Source organism: Variovorax sp. EL159 (assembly GCF_900100965.1).
Lineage (GTDB): Bacteria > Pseudomonadota > Gammaproteobacteria > Burkholderiales > Burkholderiaceae_C > Variovorax.
This window is the reverse complement of the sequence record NZ_FMUJ01000002.1, coordinates 937,967-954,052: the sequence shown is the minus strand read 5'-3', so window position 1 is coordinate 954,052 and position 16,086 is coordinate 937,967. Positions and strand designations below refer to the sequence as shown.

13 protein-coding genes are annotated in these 16,086 nt (G+C 67.3%); 7 read left to right on the top strand and 6 right to left on the bottom strand.

The genetic code is table 11. From position 1 onward, the window contains the following. The first annotated feature begins 132 nt into the window (after positions 1–132). Positions 133–777: a TetR/AcrR family transcriptional regulator gene (locus BLQ28_RS10555; RefSeq protein ID WP_218121919.1), complete on the top strand. Its 645-nt coding sequence runs from the start codon at positions 133–135 to the stop codon at positions 775–777. A 36-nt stretch (positions 778–813) separates the two neighbouring features. Here the strand turns inward: BLQ28_RS10555 and BLQ28_RS10550 are convergent, their stop codons facing one another. Then, a complete protein-coding gene (locus BLQ28_RS10550; protein ID WP_093238897.1) occupies positions 814–1,248 on the bottom strand; it encodes a nuclear transport factor 2 family protein in 435 nt (144 codons plus the stop codon). Positions 1,249–1,399: 151 nt separating this feature from the next. Here BLQ28_RS10550 and BLQ28_RS10545 point away from each other — a divergent pair, with 151 nt between their 5' ends. Further along, positions 1,400–2,359, top strand: a complete 960-nt coding sequence (locus tag BLQ28_RS10545) for a TIGR03571 family LLM class oxidoreductase (RefSeq protein ID WP_093238895.1) — start codon at positions 1,400–1,402, stop codon at positions 2,357–2,359. 51 nt (positions 2,360–2,410) lie between these two features. Continuing rightward, a complete protein-coding gene (locus BLQ28_RS10540; RefSeq protein WP_093238893.1) occupies positions 2,411–3,115 on the top strand; it encodes a glutathione S-transferase N-terminal domain-containing protein in 705 nt (234 codons plus the stop codon). Positions 3,116–3,188: 73 nt separating this feature from the next. Here the strand turns inward: BLQ28_RS10540 and BLQ28_RS10535 are convergent, their stop codons facing one another. The 5 genes from BLQ28_RS10535 to BLQ28_RS10515 form a co-directional block, all read right to left on the bottom strand. Continuing rightward, positions 3,189–4,352, bottom strand: coding sequence for a glutamate carboxypeptidase (locus tag BLQ28_RS10535; RefSeq protein ID WP_371126634.1), 1,164 nt, complete (start codon positions 4,350–4,352; stop codon positions 3,189–3,191). 225 nt (positions 4,353–4,577) lie between these two features. Then, a complete protein-coding gene (locus BLQ28_RS10530) occupies positions 4,578–7,016 on the bottom strand; it encodes a penicillin acylase family protein (protein ID WP_256327244.1) in 2,439 nt (812 codons plus the stop codon). Between the two features lie 91 nt (positions 7,017–7,107). Beyond that, positions 7,108–7,347: a hypothetical protein gene (locus BLQ28_RS10525; protein WP_093239449.1), complete on the bottom strand. Its 240-nt coding sequence runs from the start codon at positions 7,345–7,347 to the stop codon at positions 7,108–7,110. A 149-nt stretch (positions 7,348–7,496) separates the two neighbouring features. Beyond that, on the bottom strand, positions 7,497–8,798 hold the full coding sequence (locus tag BLQ28_RS10520) for a lysine N(6)-hydroxylase/L-ornithine N(5)-oxygenase family protein (RefSeq protein WP_093238887.1): 1,302 nt from the start codon (positions 8,796–8,798) through the stop codon (positions 7,497–7,499). A 62-nt stretch (positions 8,799–8,860) separates the two neighbouring features. Next, a complete protein-coding gene (locus tag BLQ28_RS10515; RefSeq protein ID WP_093238886.1) occupies positions 8,861–10,540 on the bottom strand; it encodes a cyclic peptide export ABC transporter in 1,680 nt (559 codons plus the stop codon). A 261-nt stretch (positions 10,541–10,801) separates the two neighbouring features. On the opposite strand from BLQ28_RS10515, the gene fhuF reads away from it, so the two are divergent. From fhuF to BLQ28_RS10495, 4 genes are all read left to right on the top strand, one after another. After that, complete coding sequence (fhuF, locus tag BLQ28_RS10510) at positions 10,802–11,593, top strand: siderophore-iron reductase FhuF (RefSeq protein WP_093238884.1); 792 nt, start codon at positions 10,802–10,804, stop codon at positions 11,591–11,593. 115 nt (positions 11,594–11,708) lie between these two features. Continuing rightward, positions 11,709–12,572: a formyltransferase family protein gene (locus tag BLQ28_RS10505; protein ID WP_093238882.1), complete on the top strand. Its 864-nt coding sequence runs from the start codon at positions 11,709–11,711 to the stop codon at positions 12,570–12,572. After that, positions 12,569–13,681: a GNAT family N-acetyltransferase gene (locus BLQ28_RS10500; protein ID WP_093238880.1), complete on the top strand. Its 1,113-nt coding sequence runs from the start codon at positions 12,569–12,571 to the stop codon at positions 13,679–13,681. Before BLQ28_RS10505 ends, BLQ28_RS10500 begins: the two co-directional genes overlap by 4 nt. Positions 13,682–13,831: 150 nt before the next feature. Further along, a complete protein-coding gene (locus BLQ28_RS10495; RefSeq protein ID WP_093238878.1) occupies positions 13,832–16,057 on the top strand; it encodes a TonB-dependent siderophore receptor in 2,226 nt (741 codons plus the stop codon). The last annotated feature ends 29 nt before the right edge of the window (positions 16,058–16,086 follow it).

Here is a 16,086-nt window from a genome sequence, read left to right as displayed (position 1 = left end):
GTGGCATACCGGATGCGGGTTCTCCCGCTTGCATGCTATGGTTTGAAATCACAAAGAAACATGGAGGCCGGCAGACATGCGGCCTCGCCAGAAATGACGACACATCAACGGGCAAAGAAACACGCCGAACGAGTGCCCAAGGCACGGGTCGACAAGTTCTCGGAACGGCGCGCCGAACTCGGCGAAGCCGCACTGACCACGCTGGCCGCACTGGGCTATGCACGCACCAGCCTGCGCGAGATCGCGCAGAACTCCGAGTTCTCGCATGGCGTGCTGCACTACTACTTCAGCGACAAGGTCGACCTGATCATCTGCAGCGTCAAGCAGTACAAGGCGCGCTGCGTCAAGCGCTACGACCACGCGGTGGAAAGCGCCAGCACCTTCGACGAACTGATGGAAGGCTTCCTGCAGAGCCTGGCCGACACGCTGCGCGACGAAGGCCACGTGCACCGCCTCTGGTATGACCTGCGCTCGCAGGCGCTGTTCGAAGAGGCCTTTCGCACCGACGTCGTCCAGATCGACAAGAGCCTGGAAGACATGATCTGGCGCATCATGAGCCGCTTCGCCGAACTCTCCGGCGAGCCGCCCGGCATGCCGCCTTCGGCCACCTACGCGCTGTTCGACGGGCTGTTCCAGCAGGCGCTGCTCAAGCACCTGTCGGGCGATGCCAAGGCGATTGCCGACATGCAGGCGGACGTGCGGCAGTCGATCACGCGGCTGTTCGCCGCGTCGGTACCGAAGGCAGCCCCCGCGGCTGCGCGCAAGCGCCGCGCCTGAGCCCTTCAAAGCCCGAGCCGCAGGCGCCGCAAACGCCTACGGCGTCGCGCGGTCCCTGATGGCCAGCAGCGACTGGAAGCCCGTCCACCCCCAGTACACCCGGTGATGCGTGATGAGCCCATGCGCAACATCCATCACCTCGACCAGATCGATCTGGTCGCCCTGCGGCGTTGCGCGCGGGTACTCCCAGGTCAGCTGCCGCCCGTTCGAGAAAAAGGTGCCGGTGCGATACCAGCGCCCCAGCTCGCCCGGCAGCTTGCGCAGGCCCGCATCGAAGAAGGCATGGATCGCGGCCTTGCCTTCGAGCATGCCCACCTTCTTGTCGCGCAGCGTGGCAAGGATGAGCGGTGTCTCGAGGATGGCGTCTTCGGCATAGAGCGCCATCAGGCCGTTGATGTCGCGCGACACCACCGTGTGGTGCCATTGCTCGTAGATGCGGCGGATGTCCGCTTCGGTGTTGTCGTCGTGCATGCGTGTGTGCGCCTCTGTACGAGGGCTCGTTGATGAGGGCCCAGTCTGCAAGACTCGGGCACAGAACGCTTCGCCCCACGACGAAACGTGGCATGCGATCGATGCGATCATCTTCGCAAGCAAGCAACGCCTCACGAATTCCACGCTCCCCATGACCGAGTTCAACCGCGCCTACCGGCAGACACTTCTTGCCGGTCGCCTCACCCTGGGCCTGATGACGCCCACCGCACGCGCCAACGGCGCCATGGCCGACATCGACCTCGAGCGCCGCATCGCACAGCGCGCTGACCAGCTCGGCTTTGCGGCCCTGTGGACGCGCGATGTGCCCGTCATGGTGCCGCAGGGCGAAGAAATCTCCGTGCTCGACGAACCCTTCCTCTGGCTCGCCACGCTGGCCGCTTCGACGCAGCAGATCGCGCTCGGCACGGCGGCGGCGGTGCTGCCGCTGCGCCACCCCTTGCACGTGGCCAAGGCCGCGTTGTCGTTGAACCGCCTGTCGCAAGACCGCTTCATCCTGGGCCTCGGCTCGGGCGACCGCGAAGCGGAGTTCGCGATCTTCAAGCAAGACATCGCGCTGCGCGCCGAGACCTTTCGCGAGCGGTGGAACATCGTGCGCTCCGCGCTGTCGCCCGACGCGGCCGGGCGTGCCGCGCTGCGCGAAGCCACGGGCGGCTACGACCTGATGGCTCCGCCCGCCACGCGCATCGGCATGCTGGTGGTGGGCTCGGCGCGCCAGTCGCTGCAATGGACGGCCACCCATTCGGACGGCTGGGCCACCTACCACCGCGACGAAGCGCGTCAGCAGGGCCGCATCGGCCTGTGGCAGTCGGCCCTGCGCGAGCGCGCGGGCAGCGAGCCCAAGCCCTTCGTGCAGTCGCTGCAACTCGATCTGCTGGAGCGGGCCGATGCACCGGCCGAACCCATCGAACTGGGCCTGCGCACGGGGCGCGATGCGCTGGTCGCCTATCTCGACCGCATGGAAGACGCGGGCGTGAGCCACGTGCTGCTGAACCTCGTGCGCGGGCCGCGCCCGGCGATGGAGGTGATCGACGAACTCGGGCGTGACGTACTGCCGCGCCTGCAAGGCCATGCGCGCGCGCCGGTGGCCTGACACGGGCAGAATCCGGCGCTCTTGCCGCCATCTTTCTCAAGGAACCTACCCATGACCGATCTCTCGAGTTTCCCCATCACGAAGAAGTGGCCCGCGCAGCACCCCGACCGGCTGCAGCTCTATTCGCTGCCCACGCCCAACGGCGTGAAGGTGTCGATCATGCTGGAGGAAACCGGCCTGCCCTACGAGCCGCACTTCGTGAGCTTCGAGACCAACGACCAGATGTCGCCGGAGTTCCTGTCGCTCAACCCGAACAACAAGATCCCCGCGATCGTCGATCCCAACGGCCCGGGCGGAAAGCCGCTGGCGCTGTTCGAGTCCGGCGCGATTCTTCTGTACCTTGCCGAGAAGACCGGCAAGCTCATTCCGCAAGACGCCGCCGGCCGCTACGAAACCATCCAGTGGGTGATGTTCCAGATGGGCGGCATCGGCCCGATGTTCGGCCAGCTCGGGTTCTTCAACAAGTTCGCGGGCAAGGAATACGAAGACAAGCGCCCGCGCGACCGCTACGTTGCCGAGTCGAAGCGCCTACTCGGCGTGCTCGACAAGCGCCTGGCCGACCGCGCATGGATCATGGGCGACAGCTACACGATCGCCGACATCGCATCGTTCCCGTGGATTCGCAACCTGATCGGCTTCTATGAAGCGGGTGACCTGGTCGGCTTCAAGGACTTCAAGAACGTCGCGCGCGCGCTCGAAGCCTTCGTCGCGCGGCCGGCTGTGATCAGCGGCCTGACCATCCCGAAGAAGGGCTGACCCGGCCCATTCCAAGGGCACCGCGGAACCGGCTTTGCCAGCCGCCCCGCAGGTGCCGTGCGATGCATGCCGCCTAGTTGGCCGACAGGTCCATCAGCATGCGCGAGAGCAGGTAAAGGCGCGGCACCACGCTCTCGACCTCCGCATATTCTTCCGGCGTGTGGATGCCGCCACCCACGATGCCGAATCCGTCGAGCACCGGCACGCCGACACCCGCCACCAGGCTGGCATCGGCCGCGCCGCCGCTGCTCTCGATGGTGAGCTTCTTGCCGATCTCCGCGTAGATGCCTTCGGCCATCGCCACCAGCTTGTCGGACGAAGGCAGGCGCGGCATGGGCGGCAGGCCACGGCTCAGGCGCACGCGCACCTCGGAGTCGGGAATGAGCTTGTTCTGCGCGATGCGCACCATGTCTTTCTCGACGCGATCGAACTCCTCGGGCGTGGCCACGCGCACGTCGGCCTTGGCGCTTGCTGTGGCGGGAATCACGTTGGTCGGCCCGTTGGCGGTGAGCACCGTGAAATTGACCGTGGTCTTCTTCACCGGGTCCGCCGTCTTCGACAGCTGCAGCACCTGGTGCGCCACTTCCATCGCCGCATTGCGGCCGGCCTCGGGCGCCACGCCCGCATGCGCCGCCACGCCCTTCACTTCCAGCAGCGCCGTCGCCGAGCCCTTGCGCTCGACCACGAGGCCGTCGGCCGGGCGGCCCGGTTCCAGGTTGAGCGCCACGTCGTGCTGCTTGGCCACGCGCTCGATGAGCGCGCTGGTGCCGACCGAGCCGACTTCCTCGTTGGTATCGAGCAGGAAGGTGATCTGCCCATAGTCCTTGAAGCCGATCTGCTGCAGGATCTTCAGCGCATAGAGGCCGGCCACCACGCCGCCCTTGTCGTCCATCACGCCGGGGCCGTAGGCGCGGCCGTCCTTGATGTAGAACGGCTTGGCCGCCGCCGTGCCTTCCTTGAACACGGTGTCCATGTGGGCCAGGATCAGGATCTTCTTCTTGCCTTGGCCGGTCAGCGTCGCGACCACGTTGGTGCCGGGGTGCGGCTCCGCCGGAAAGGTCTCGATGCGCGCGCCGAGCTTGCGCAGCTCCTCGACCGCCATCTCGCGCACCTTCGCAAGGCCTTCGGTGCTGGCCGAGCCGGAGTCGATGTTGACCATGCGCTCCAGCATCTTCAGCGCGCCGTCCTTGCTCTGCGTGGCCGCATCGAACACACCCTGGTGCGGCTTCTGCGCCATCGCCTGGCCCGCGAGCAGCGCACATGCCAGCACCGCGCCATGGCAGGCGGTGCGCGCCCACCGGGGCGCGAGGTTGCGGGCGAAAGACGTGGGGCGCGTTTGAATCTTCATGGGGTCCGTTCTGTGTTCGTTCTGTGAAGGAGGAAGAAGCCGATGCGAAGAAAGGCGCGGCAGGCTATCACCCGCGTTGCGGGCGGGTCAAGCCGCGGGCCGCGCCCCCATTCATCAAGGCCGAACGGTCACGCGCCGCAGCAGCGGATCGCGTGCGATGTCTTCCTCGCGGAACGGAAAGCGCAGCCAGTCCTTTCTTGCATAGCGCGCCACGGATGCAAGTCCCGGGCCATTCGCCACCGCGGTTTCGGGCTCGCCATGCGCAAGCAGCGTGCGCGCCTGCACGCCGTGCCGGTCGAAGTACACGACCTGCAGGTAGGTATTGCCGTGCGAGCGATTGCCCATGGTGTAGTCGCCGTCGTTGGCGCAGGACACGGTGAAATAGCCTTCGATGTCGCAGCCACCGAAGAGCGGAACCTGCCGGCCTTCGCTGCGCGCGAAGCGGTGTTCGCCCAATGGCGCGTCCAGCGCCCAGCCATGCCTGGCCATGTCTTCGACCGCACCGGCCAGGGCGCGCGCCACGCGCGGGTCGGCGGCGTTGACGCCCGACGGTGTCTGCAGCGGCGCGGCGGCCGAGAACGCCTGCGTGTAGAACTCCTGCGCGGGAATCTTCTGCAGCCTTTCCCAGAAGGCGTCCCACAGCAGCACGCCCCGGTCCTGTGCGCCGGCGCGGTTCGACCAGCGCCAGAGCACCTCACAGGCCGGCCGCACATCGACCGTGCGCGGCTTGGCATCGTCGGCCGCCAGCTCGACCTGCCCCGACGCGCAGGCACCGTCGAGCAGGGCCGTCTTGAACTGGTCCGCGCTGTAGGAGCGGGCCTCCTGCGTCGTGCGCATCAAGCGGTCGGCCAGGCCCTTGGCGGAGCTTTCTCCCGCACCGGCAAGCGCGCCCGCCATGCGGTGCCCCGCCTGCCCGCGCATCGACAGGGCCTTCCCTTCTCCGCCGAGGATCGACGGCAGCCCCGTCAACGGCTGCGCGGGGTTCGTGAGCCAGTAGCTGTCGTTCATGTTCGCAACGTAGTCCTCGCGCAGCAGGCTGGGCATGCGATCGACAGGCAAGGTGCCGGCCTGCACCGCGTTCCGTGCGGACTGCCACTCGCAGGCCGAACGGCTGCCGTCGAGCATCGGCGTTGCCGGATCGAGCGCGGCGAAGGCCTTCGACAGCGGGGTCGCGCAGCTTGCACGCAGCGCGTCGGGAACGCCGGGAATGGCGCCGATGTCGGCGTACCAGACCCGCCCGTCGCCGCGCCCGATGGCCGCCGTATTGACCCACGGCATCGCCAGCTCTTCGCGCTGGATGCCGATGAACTCATCGAGCGAACGCGCCTGGTCCCATCGGAAGAAGTTGCGGAAGATGCGCCGGTTGTCGGCGTTGACGTCGCGGATGGCAATGGCTTTGTGCGCGCTCCAACCGAGCGCGGCGTTGCGCGCGCCCAGGTCGACCACGGGGCCGAAGCGTGTGCGATAGAGCGTGCGGCGAACGAGGTCCACCGTGCCGTCGGGCCGGCGCACCGCCACGGCCAGCGGCCGGGCCTGCATGGGCTCGGCAACGCCATCGATGAGGTAGCGTGTGGGGTCGGCCGGGTCCAGCGTCAGTTCGAACAGGCCGAAGCGCCGCGCGGCAGACACCGTGTGGCTCCAGGCCACGTCGTTGTTGAAGCCGATCATGACGAGCGGAATGCCGAGGAAGGACACGCCCGCCACGTCCAGCTTGCCGGGCAGCGTGAGGTGCACCTGGTAGAAGCGGTCCGGTCCGCCCCAGTACCAGTGCGGGTTGCCGAACAGCACGCTGCCGCCGCGCTCGCCGGTGGCGGCCTGCCCGAAGGCCAGCACGTTGCTGCCGATGCCGCGCGCATCGCCCACCGGAATGTCGAGCCTCGAGGACAGCGAGAACTTGTCTGCCGGCACGGGCGGCGCGGTGGCTGCGGGTTGGGCTTTGACGATCTCGGGGATGAAGTGCGTGTAGCCCCCTGCCAACCCTGCGGCGATCATCCGGCGATAGACATCTTCGGGCCCGATGGTTCGCACCCACGAGGCATTGGCACAGGCATGCGATGCGCCCGTGCGCCCCCGCTGTGACTGCAACGAACGCACATGGCGGTTGTAGCCTTCCGCATAGCCGGCAATGAGTTCATTCAGCTCCGCCGGCTGCTCACGCTTGAGCGCCTCGACCGCATCGTTGCCCGCGAACGCCTGGAAGAAAAAATCCAGATCGAGGTTCGCAGCTTCGCCGAAGGTCGAGCGCGTCGCTGGCTTGCCTTCGGCGCCGAAGTACAGCGAACGCTGCCCGCTGTAGGTGACGAAGGCATCGGCCAGCGTGCACAGCGCGTCTTCGGCCTGCGCCTGGCCGTAGCCGATGCCCAGCCCTCGCCAGCTGTTGGCGCGAACATGCGGAAGGCCGTCGGCGGTGCGACGGATCTCGATCGAGCTAGCCGGCGTCGACGCCTCACGCCGGGCCCATGCCGGCGCAGCGCCGATGAAGGTGCCCGCAAGGGCGATGGCGAGCATGCGGCGGCCCAGCGCGCAGGCGCGCAGTCTTGGTGTTGTTTTCAAGGTTTTCCCCGTAAACATGACAGGCGGGCACCGGCGATGAAGCGTGTCCATCCGCGGTGCTGCCGAAAAGTTGTCGCGCGTCGGCGCCTGCTTACTGCAGGTCGGGGCCGTAGCGCTGCGCCTCCTCGAGCACGGGCTTGATCAGGGCGACGCCGGCGAGCGCCCACAGCGTGAGCGCTTCGTCGAACGCCCGCACGTGGCGCGGGTCTTCGCCGAGCCAGTGAACGAGCTGGTCGGCATGGTCGCGTGAAGGCGCGTCGTGCAACTGGCAAAAAAGCGCCCAGGCCATATCGAAGGCAGCCTCTGCGGAAACAGGAGTTCTGGTGACCATCGTCGACTGCATGGGTTCTGTGCCCGGGTTGGCTTCGTTCCCCTATTGACGCGGAAGCCCCGCATATGTTCATTTCGGGGACTTCCGAAGAAGCATGCGCTCACCCGATGCACGTGGCGCGGCCCGGTCCGGGCCGGCCGGCTTGCGGGCTAGACCCGGACGGCCTGCGCCTCGTCCCGCACGGCATTGCGTGCTCTGGACTGCGCGGCGAGCAGCGCATTGCCGATCTCGCCCGTGCGCACAGAGGTCACCGAGAGCAGCGTGTCGCTCAGGCCATGGCTGTCTTCGCAGGCGCCCTGCAGGTAGATGCCCGGGTGGAAGTCGGGCGTGGTCTTCAGGCGGTAATAGCGATCGACGTCGTAGTCGCCCAGGTGCGGTGCGAGCGGCAGCAACAGGTCTTTGTGCTGGTCGCGCGCATAGCCGGTGGCCAGCACCACGGCGTCGTAGCGCACCGTGCTCTCGCGCCCGGCGTCCTGGTCGAGCAGCGTGAGATGAACGCCGTCGGAAGCCGCGCGCACCGCGCGCACGTCGTGCTGGCGCAGCATGCGCAAGCGCGTGCCGCGCGCCACCTTCTGGTCGTAGAAGACCTTGAAGATCTGCTGGATCAGGTCGAGGTCGGCCACCGCGTAGTTGGTCTGCGAGAACTCGTCGAGCAACGCGGCCCGCTCGTCGCTGGCGCGGCTGAACATGTAGTCGGTGAAGTCGGCGTTGAAGACTTCGTTCACGAAGGGGCTGTCGTCCGACGGCCGGATGGAACGCGCACGCATGACCAGATCGACCTGGAGCCCGCCAGAGCGCCCCTGCAGGTCCATGAAGATCTCGGCCGCGCTCTGGCCCGCACCGATGACGGCGACCCTGCGCGCCTGCGGATGGCGTGCCATGTCCTTCAGGTAGCTGCTGGAGTGGAACACCCGCCCGTCGCCCCGCAGCGCGCGGAAGCTTTCAGGAATATTCGGCGTGCCGCCAATGCTGACGACGAGGTTGCGCGCCAGCCGCTCCTGCACCCGGCCGCCTTCGCTGCGCGAGCGCACGCGCAGCAGCGACACCTCGCCGCCCTGCGTTTCGGGCAGCACCTCGAACACCTCTTCGCCGTAGCGGCAGGCGTCTTCGAACTGGTTCGCGGCCCAGCCCAGGTAGTCGTTGAACTCGTGCCGGCTCGGAAAGAAGCTCTTGAGGTTGATGAAGTCCGTCAGGCGCCCCTGCTCGTGCAGGTAATTGACGAAGGTGAAGCGGCTGGTGGGGTTGCGCAGCGTCGCGAGGTCTTTCAGGAAAGAGATCTGCATGTGCGCCTGGTCCAGCAGCATGTGTGGATGCCAGGCGAAGCGGGGCTGCCGCTCGATGAACAAGGCGTCGAGCGGCTTTCCGCCGTGGCGCTTCTCATCGAGTGCGATGGCCAGCGCGACGTTCGACGGGCCGAATCCGATTCCGATCAGGTCATGGATGTGCTGCATGCGATGTCAACTCCTCTGTGCTCGGTGGCTCTGTGTAGGGATGCGGATGAACTGGCGGGGCGTCACGCGGCCAGTCCTTGCGGTGTGCGCGCCCGGTCTTCGGCGATGCGTCCGGCCTTCATGGTGATCACGCGGTCGGCCAGGTGGAAATAGCGGTCGTCGTGCGAGATCACCACCAGCAGGTGGCCCTTGGCACGCAGCTCCGGAAGGAGCTCGGTGTAGAAAAGATGGCGGAAGGTCGGGTCCTGGTCGGCGGCCCATTCGTCGAACACCAGCACCGGGCGGCCTTCGAGGTAGGCGTGCACCAGCGCCAGCCGCTTGCGCTGGCCGGTCGACAGGTCGACGGTGCTGAAGGAGCCGTCTTTCACGCTGACCTTGTGGGCGATCTCCAGCCGCTGCAGGTAGGGCAATGCCGCCTGCGGCAGCGTGCCTTCGCCCTTGTCGCTGGCCACGAGGTCTTCGAACAGATAGAAGTCGGAGAACACGGTGGTGAACAACTGGCGGTAGTCGTCCCGCGCCTCGGGCGTCACGATGGCGTCGTCGCGCAGCACTTCGCCCTCCTGCGGCGCATAGAGGCCGAGCAGCAGCTTGATGAGGGTGGTCTTGCCCGAGCCGTTGTCGCCCACGACGAACACCATCTCGCCGCGCTGCAGCTGCAGGTCGATCGGGCCGAGCACGAAGGGCTCGCTGCCCTCGGCCGTCTCGAAGGCATAGCGCACGCCGCGCATGCCGATGCCGCGCGAGAGCGTGGCGATGCTCGGCGGGCGCTCCAGATGCAGGTGCGGCTCCGGCGTGGCGAAGCGCGCCGAGAGATCGCCGATGCGCTGGAACGCGATCTTGGCGCGGCCGACGTTCGGCAGCGCGCCGGCAATGACGTCGATCGGCCCCTTCAGGAACAGCAGCACCAGCACGAAGCCGCTGAGCACCACAGGCTCGGTGCTGCGGAATGCGGCCCAGCCGAGGATCAGCGCGATCAACAGGAAGAACAGCGCCGAACCGAAGGCGGTCGCCATCACATAGGTGTTGATCGCGCGGCCGTTGACGCGGCGGATGTCGTCGACGATGCGTTCGACCTGGCCACCGAACATGCGCGTGCGGCGGTCGCGGTGCATGCGCAGTTCTTTCGCGCCTTCGCTGATCGCGCGGTAGGCCTTGTGCAGTTGGTCTTCATGCTCGCGCGCTTTCCAGAAGCCGGTCTCGGCGCGGGTCTGCGCCATGGTCTGGATCGTGGCGCCGATCACCAGCGCCACCACCAGCAGGCAGAACAGCGGCAGCGACAGGAACGCCAGGTAGGCCAGGCAACCGAAGGCGACGGCCACCGCGATCAGCGTGGAAGACAGCACGAAGGCGGCGTCGCTGATCATGTCCACGTCTTGCGACAGCACCGGCATCAGGCGGTGCGTGCGGTAGCGCTCCAGCGCATCGATGGGCGCCGAGAGAATCTTCTGCGCCAGGCTCTTGCGCACCTGGGCCACCAGCCGCTGGCCGACGAAGTTGGTCGACACGTCCGAAGCCATGCGGCCGAACAGCGCGACGCCGCACAGCGCGATGAAGGTCAGCAGCAGGCCACCGGCCATGCCGCCGTCCTGGTTCAGCACCTGGTTGATGGTGCGCAGCAGCGCAACCGTTGCGGCGCCCGCGCCGACGCCCGTGATCGCGGACAGCACGATCCACGGAAGGAATGGTTTCAGCAGGCGCCCGATTTCCCCGCGAGGGCCACTGGCGTCATTGGTGGATGTCATGCACGAACTCTTTCCGCCCCGGGAGGCGACTGCGGCCCGGTCGCGCGGAACATCCACGGCCGAGCCGAAAACGGCTGGAGAAAGGCCATGCCCCTATGCACGGCCTGGCGGCACCACGCCACCCTTTGCATAGACGGCCGGGCCGCGCCGATGTTCATGCGAAAGATGTCGGCCGGCCGCGAATGAACATGCGGGCACGCTGGTGCGTCTTGTCTGGATGCACCCTGCGCACCGCTCCATCGCCCTGTGGCGGGCCGGGCCATGATCCCGCTGCTGGAGCCCCTCTTCCAGGGCGAACTGGCCCCGCTCGGCGAAAGACTCCAGCACGCGGACACGCCTCCGGCGGACGCCGTGCGCGTTGCCGACCTGCTGCGCTCCAGCGACATGCTGGCCGAGGTGCTGCAGCGCCACGCGCGATTCAGGAAAAGCACCGGGCATGACCTGCGGGCCGTTGCCTCGGCATGGTGCCTCGAGTACGTGGCCGCGTTGCTGCCGCCGGTGGCCGCGGCGGCGAGCGTGCTGCAGCATGTCTTTCCGATGGCTGCCGAGCAGGTTTGGGTACGGCTGGACGACGATGGCGCTCCCACGAGCTTCCACATCCGCGAGACCGGCCAGGCCCTGTACGGCACCAGCACCGCGCAACGCTACGCCCCGCTGCTGCGGCAGCACCTGCGGCCGCTGTTCGCGACGCTCTGCAGCCTCACGCGGGTCGCACCCAAGATCCTCTGGGGCAATGCCGCGCGACAGCTCGACCCGATCCTTGCCCAGGCGCTGGCGCTGACCGGCGGCGCAGCGGTGATCGCGCAAGACCAGGCGCACCTGCTGCACAGCCCCGAGTGGCCACGCGATGCCGGCAACCCGCCAGAGCCCAACCCGCTCTTCGGTCGGCAACGCGAGGTGCACCGCATCGACGGCGACGAGTGCGTGGCCATCAAGCTGCACCGGCAGTGCTGCCTGTACTACCTGCTGCCCGAAGAAGGCTACTGCGGTGCCTGTCCTCTGGCGCCACAGCACCGCAAGGGCGGCGTCGAGGTCGGCGAGGCGGACACCTGAAGGCGCCGGTGAACAGATCGCGCCGCATTCCGTCTCCCTCTGGAGGCACATCGGGCGGCTGCGCGCCGCCCTGCGCCGAATCCAGCGAAGAAGCCCATCCATTCATCCCACACCCATGACCAAGGCAAAGCTCGTCTACATCCTGTCCTTGAGAAACGCCGCGGCCGACCGGGCCGGCCAGCACATCGACTACAAGGGCGAGCCGCGCTACATGAAGTCGCCGCTCGAATACCTGGCCGAGGCGCTCGACACCACGCCGCTCGGCGATGCCTATTCGCTCGAAGGCATCGTCTACGACGACGATGCGCAATCGCCGCGCGACCAGGCGGCGCTGGCGGACTACGGGTTCGCGTGGCATCCCGACAGGCAATGGATCTTTCCGAAGGACCTGCGGGCCCAGGGGCAACTGCTGCGCGACATGCTGCATGCGGTGCCCTCGACCTACCGGCGCCTGCCGCTGGACGCGGCCACGCGCCCCGCGGCCAAGAGCGACTACGAACGCAAGCTGCTCGACAAGCTGCTGACGCTGCAGGCCGACGTGGTGGTGCTCGACGGGCTGCTCATCATCCTGGACGAACTGGTGCGGCCCGGTGCGCGCTTTCACCGCCGGATCGTCAACATCCACCCGGGCATCACGCGCATCGAATCGCCCTACGAACGCCGCGGCGCCTGCGCGACGCTCGACGCGCTGCATGGCGCGCAGGGCCGCAAGGTGACCGACTGGACCACGATGGCCACGGTGCCGGTGCCGCCGGTGCGCAAGACCGGCGCCTCGCTGCACTACGTGGACAACGGCATCGATTCGGGCGAGGTCATCTTCGACGTGCTCGGCACCGACATCGCGCCCGAGGACTCGATCCTCGAGCTGCGCTGGAACAACTTCAACCGCAGCCTCTTCCCGGCGCTGCACCAGGGCCTGGCCCTGCTGGCCCCGCACATCCGACGCCCGAGCGGCGCACACACCCAAGGAGACCTATGACACTCGCTACATCCACGTCGGCCCCGGCCTTCGATACGCGACCGAAGACCCCGCTGATTTCCTATGCGGACGGCGTGCCGCACGAGGTCACGCTCGAAGGCACGAGCCTGATGGTTCGCACCCAAAACAATGGTGCGCTGTCGCAGTGGCGGATCGAGCCGCCGCCATCCGCCGGCACCGGCCTTGCGCTGGCGCAGGTCGAAGGCGAAACCTCGGGCCCCGGCGCGGCGGCCCATCTGCTCGCGGCACTCGAAGCCACGTTCGCGCACCATCCTGCGAACCGCACGGTCACGGTGGCCGACGCGGACCGCTTCGCCGACCTTGCACAGGCCGGCGTGCTGCTGCCCGGCACCGATGGCCGTGCGCGCGCCTGCAGGGACATGCTGTGGCAGCAGGCGCGCCTGTGGCTGCCCGCGGTGCACACGCCGATCGCGCTGCAATACGCGCTGACCGGCGGCAAGCGCCATCCGGTGCGCCCGCCCAAGCCGCGCGGCGTGCTCTACCAGCGCTTCATTCCCTGGCTGGGCCAGACCTTCTCGTTTCGCAGCATCGACATCGAGCGCGACCTGCCGATGTTCAACCGCTGGATGAACGACCCCGACGTGGCCCGCATCTGGGAAGAGGAAGGCGACTTCGACAAGCACCGCGCCTACCTCAGTGCCATCGACCGCGATCCGCACATGTACTCGATGATCGCGAGCTTCGACGGCGAGCCCTTCGCCTACTTCGAGATGTACTGGGCCAAGGAAAGCCGCATCGCGCCCTTCTACGACGTCGACGACCACGACCGTGGCTGGCATGTGCTGGTGGGCGAGCCCGCGTTCCGCGGCAAGGCGTATGCGACGGCCTGGCTCACGTCGATCTCGCACTACATCTTCCTGTGCGATCCGCGCACCGGGCGTGCCATGGGCGAGCCGCGCATCGACCACGTGCAGCAGATCCGCAACCTCGACAAATCGGGCTACGCCAAGGTGAAGGAATTCGACCTACCGCACAAGCGCGCGCTGCTCGTGATGATGCTGCGCGAGCGCTATTTCTGCGATGCGCTCTGGCTGCCGCGCGACGACAACGCGGTGATCTCGGGACGCCCGCTGTCTGCCACGCCCTGAGCGCCGTCTTCGGCCGCCAACCGGCGGCCAGCCAACTTTGAATCTGTCGCGGAAATACGCCAAATGCAACAACGTGTGGCGGTGAATTAATAAAATGAGAACCATTCTCATTAAAATCCGCGCGGTTCAATCATCCGTGAGTCCTATTTCATGCGCACTCTTCCCCCGCCTCGCCAACGCCTGCTGAACGCTTCGCTCGCAGCAGCGTTCGGAACCGCCGCCACGCTCTGGAGCCTGTCGGCCTCGGCACAGACGACGACCCAGACACCCGCCCAGCCGGCCGCCCCTCAACAAGGCGCCGCCGTCTCGTTGCCCCCGGTGACCGTGAGCGCCGACACGGAGGAAAGCGGCACCGGCCACGTCAACGGCTACGTGGCCAAGCGCAGCGCCACCGGCACCAAGACCGACACGCCGATCATCGAGACGCCGCAGTCGATCTCGGTGATCACGTCCGACCGCTACGACGCAATGGGCGCCAAGACCGTGAAGGACGCGCTGAGCTACACGCCCGGCGTCATCCCCACGCGCTATGGCGCGGACTCGCGCTACGACTGGATCACGCTGCGCGGCTTCGACGCCTACGCGCCGGGCTTCTACCTGGACGGCATGCCGCTGCGCAACAACGGCAACTGGGGCGTGTGGCAGACCGAGAACTACGGCGCCGAGCGCATCGAACTGCTGCGCGGCCCGTCCTCGGTGCTGTACGGCCAGAGCGGCCCCGGCGGCTTGGTCAACGTGGTCAGCAAGCGCCCCACGGCCGATCCGGTGCGCGAGATCCAGATGCAGTTCGGCGACTACGGCCGCCGCCAGATCGCAGCCGACTTCTCGGGCGCGATCGATACCGAAGGCAAGCTGCTCTACCGCGTCACCGGCCTCCTGCGCGACGCCAAGCTGCCGGTCGGCAACATGCCCGACGACCGCACCTACATCGCGCCTTCCTTCACCTGGAAGCCGTCGAGCGACACCAGCTTCACGCTGCTCTCGCAATTCAGCCGCACGCGCGCGGGCGTCTACTCGCGCATGAACCCCGCCGTGGGCTCGCTCGTGCCGACGCCGATCGGCACCTACATTCCCTCTTCGCTGTTCACGAGCGACCCGATCAACAACCGGTTCAACCTCGACCAGTCGATGATCGGCTACCTGTTCGAGCACCGCATCAACGACACCTTCACGGTGCGCCAGAACGCGCGCTACGGCCAGCTCAAGGTCGACTACGCCGCGGTGCAGGGCCGCGCCTTCCAGACCATCAACCCCGACAACGACAACGATCCGTCGAACTTCGCGTTCATCCGCCGCACGATCTCGGGCAGCCGCGAGAAGGTCAAGGCCTTCAACCTCGACAACCAGCTGCAGGCCAGCCTGAAGTCGGGCGACTGGCAGCACAAGATCCTGGTGGGCCTGGACTACCAGCGCAACCGCATCGAGCAGTACAGCTACACCGGCGGCAGCGCAGCCCCGCTGAGCATCTTCGCGCCCGTCTACGGCGGCCCGATCCAGTTCCCCGACCCCTGGTTCAACGCCACCAGCACGCTGTCGCAGACCGGCCTGTACATCCAGGACCAGATCAAGTGGCGCGACAAGTGGATCCTGACCCTGGGCGGCCGCTACGACCGCGCCACCAGCAACATCGACAGCCGCCTGGACAACACGAACACGCGCATCTCCGAGCACAAGGCCACCAAGCGCATGGGCCTGACCTACGTGGCGGACAACGGCCTGGCGCCCTACTTCTCCTACGCCGAATCGTTCGCGCCGACGGCCACCCTCAACGCCGACACCAAGCAGCCCTTCAAGCCTGAGACCGGCCGCCAGTACGAAGTCGGCGTGCGCTACCAGCCGCCCGGCCGAAAGGAAAGCTACAGCGCCGCCGTCTTCGACCTGCGCCGCAGCAACTACATCACCGCCGACGAAAACTACAAGCCGCGCCAGACCGGCGAAGTGGTGGTGCGCGGCCTCGAACTGGAAGCCACGGCCGAGGTCATGCCGCGCCTGAACATCACGGGCTCGTACGCCTACACGCCCACGGCGAAGATCACGGCCAGCAGCACGCCGAGCGAGATCGGCAAGCCCCTGACGGCCGTGCCGCGCAACACCCTCGCGGTGTGGGCCGACTACCGCTTCACCAATGGCCTGAAGGTGGGCCTGGGCGCGCGCTTCATCGGCGCCAACCACGGCGACCTGAACGCCGCGCCGGCCAAGGTGCCATCGTCGACCGTCTTCGACGCGATGATCGGCTACGACTACGAACGCTGGAGCCTCGCGCTCAACCTGCGCAACCTGACCAACAAGACCTACTTCGCCAACTGCGACCAGTACGGCAGCTGCTACTACGGCGACCCGCGCCGCGTGACGGCCACGGCAACCTACCGCTTCTGAACCAGTCCGGGCCAGCAGGCCCGTATCAG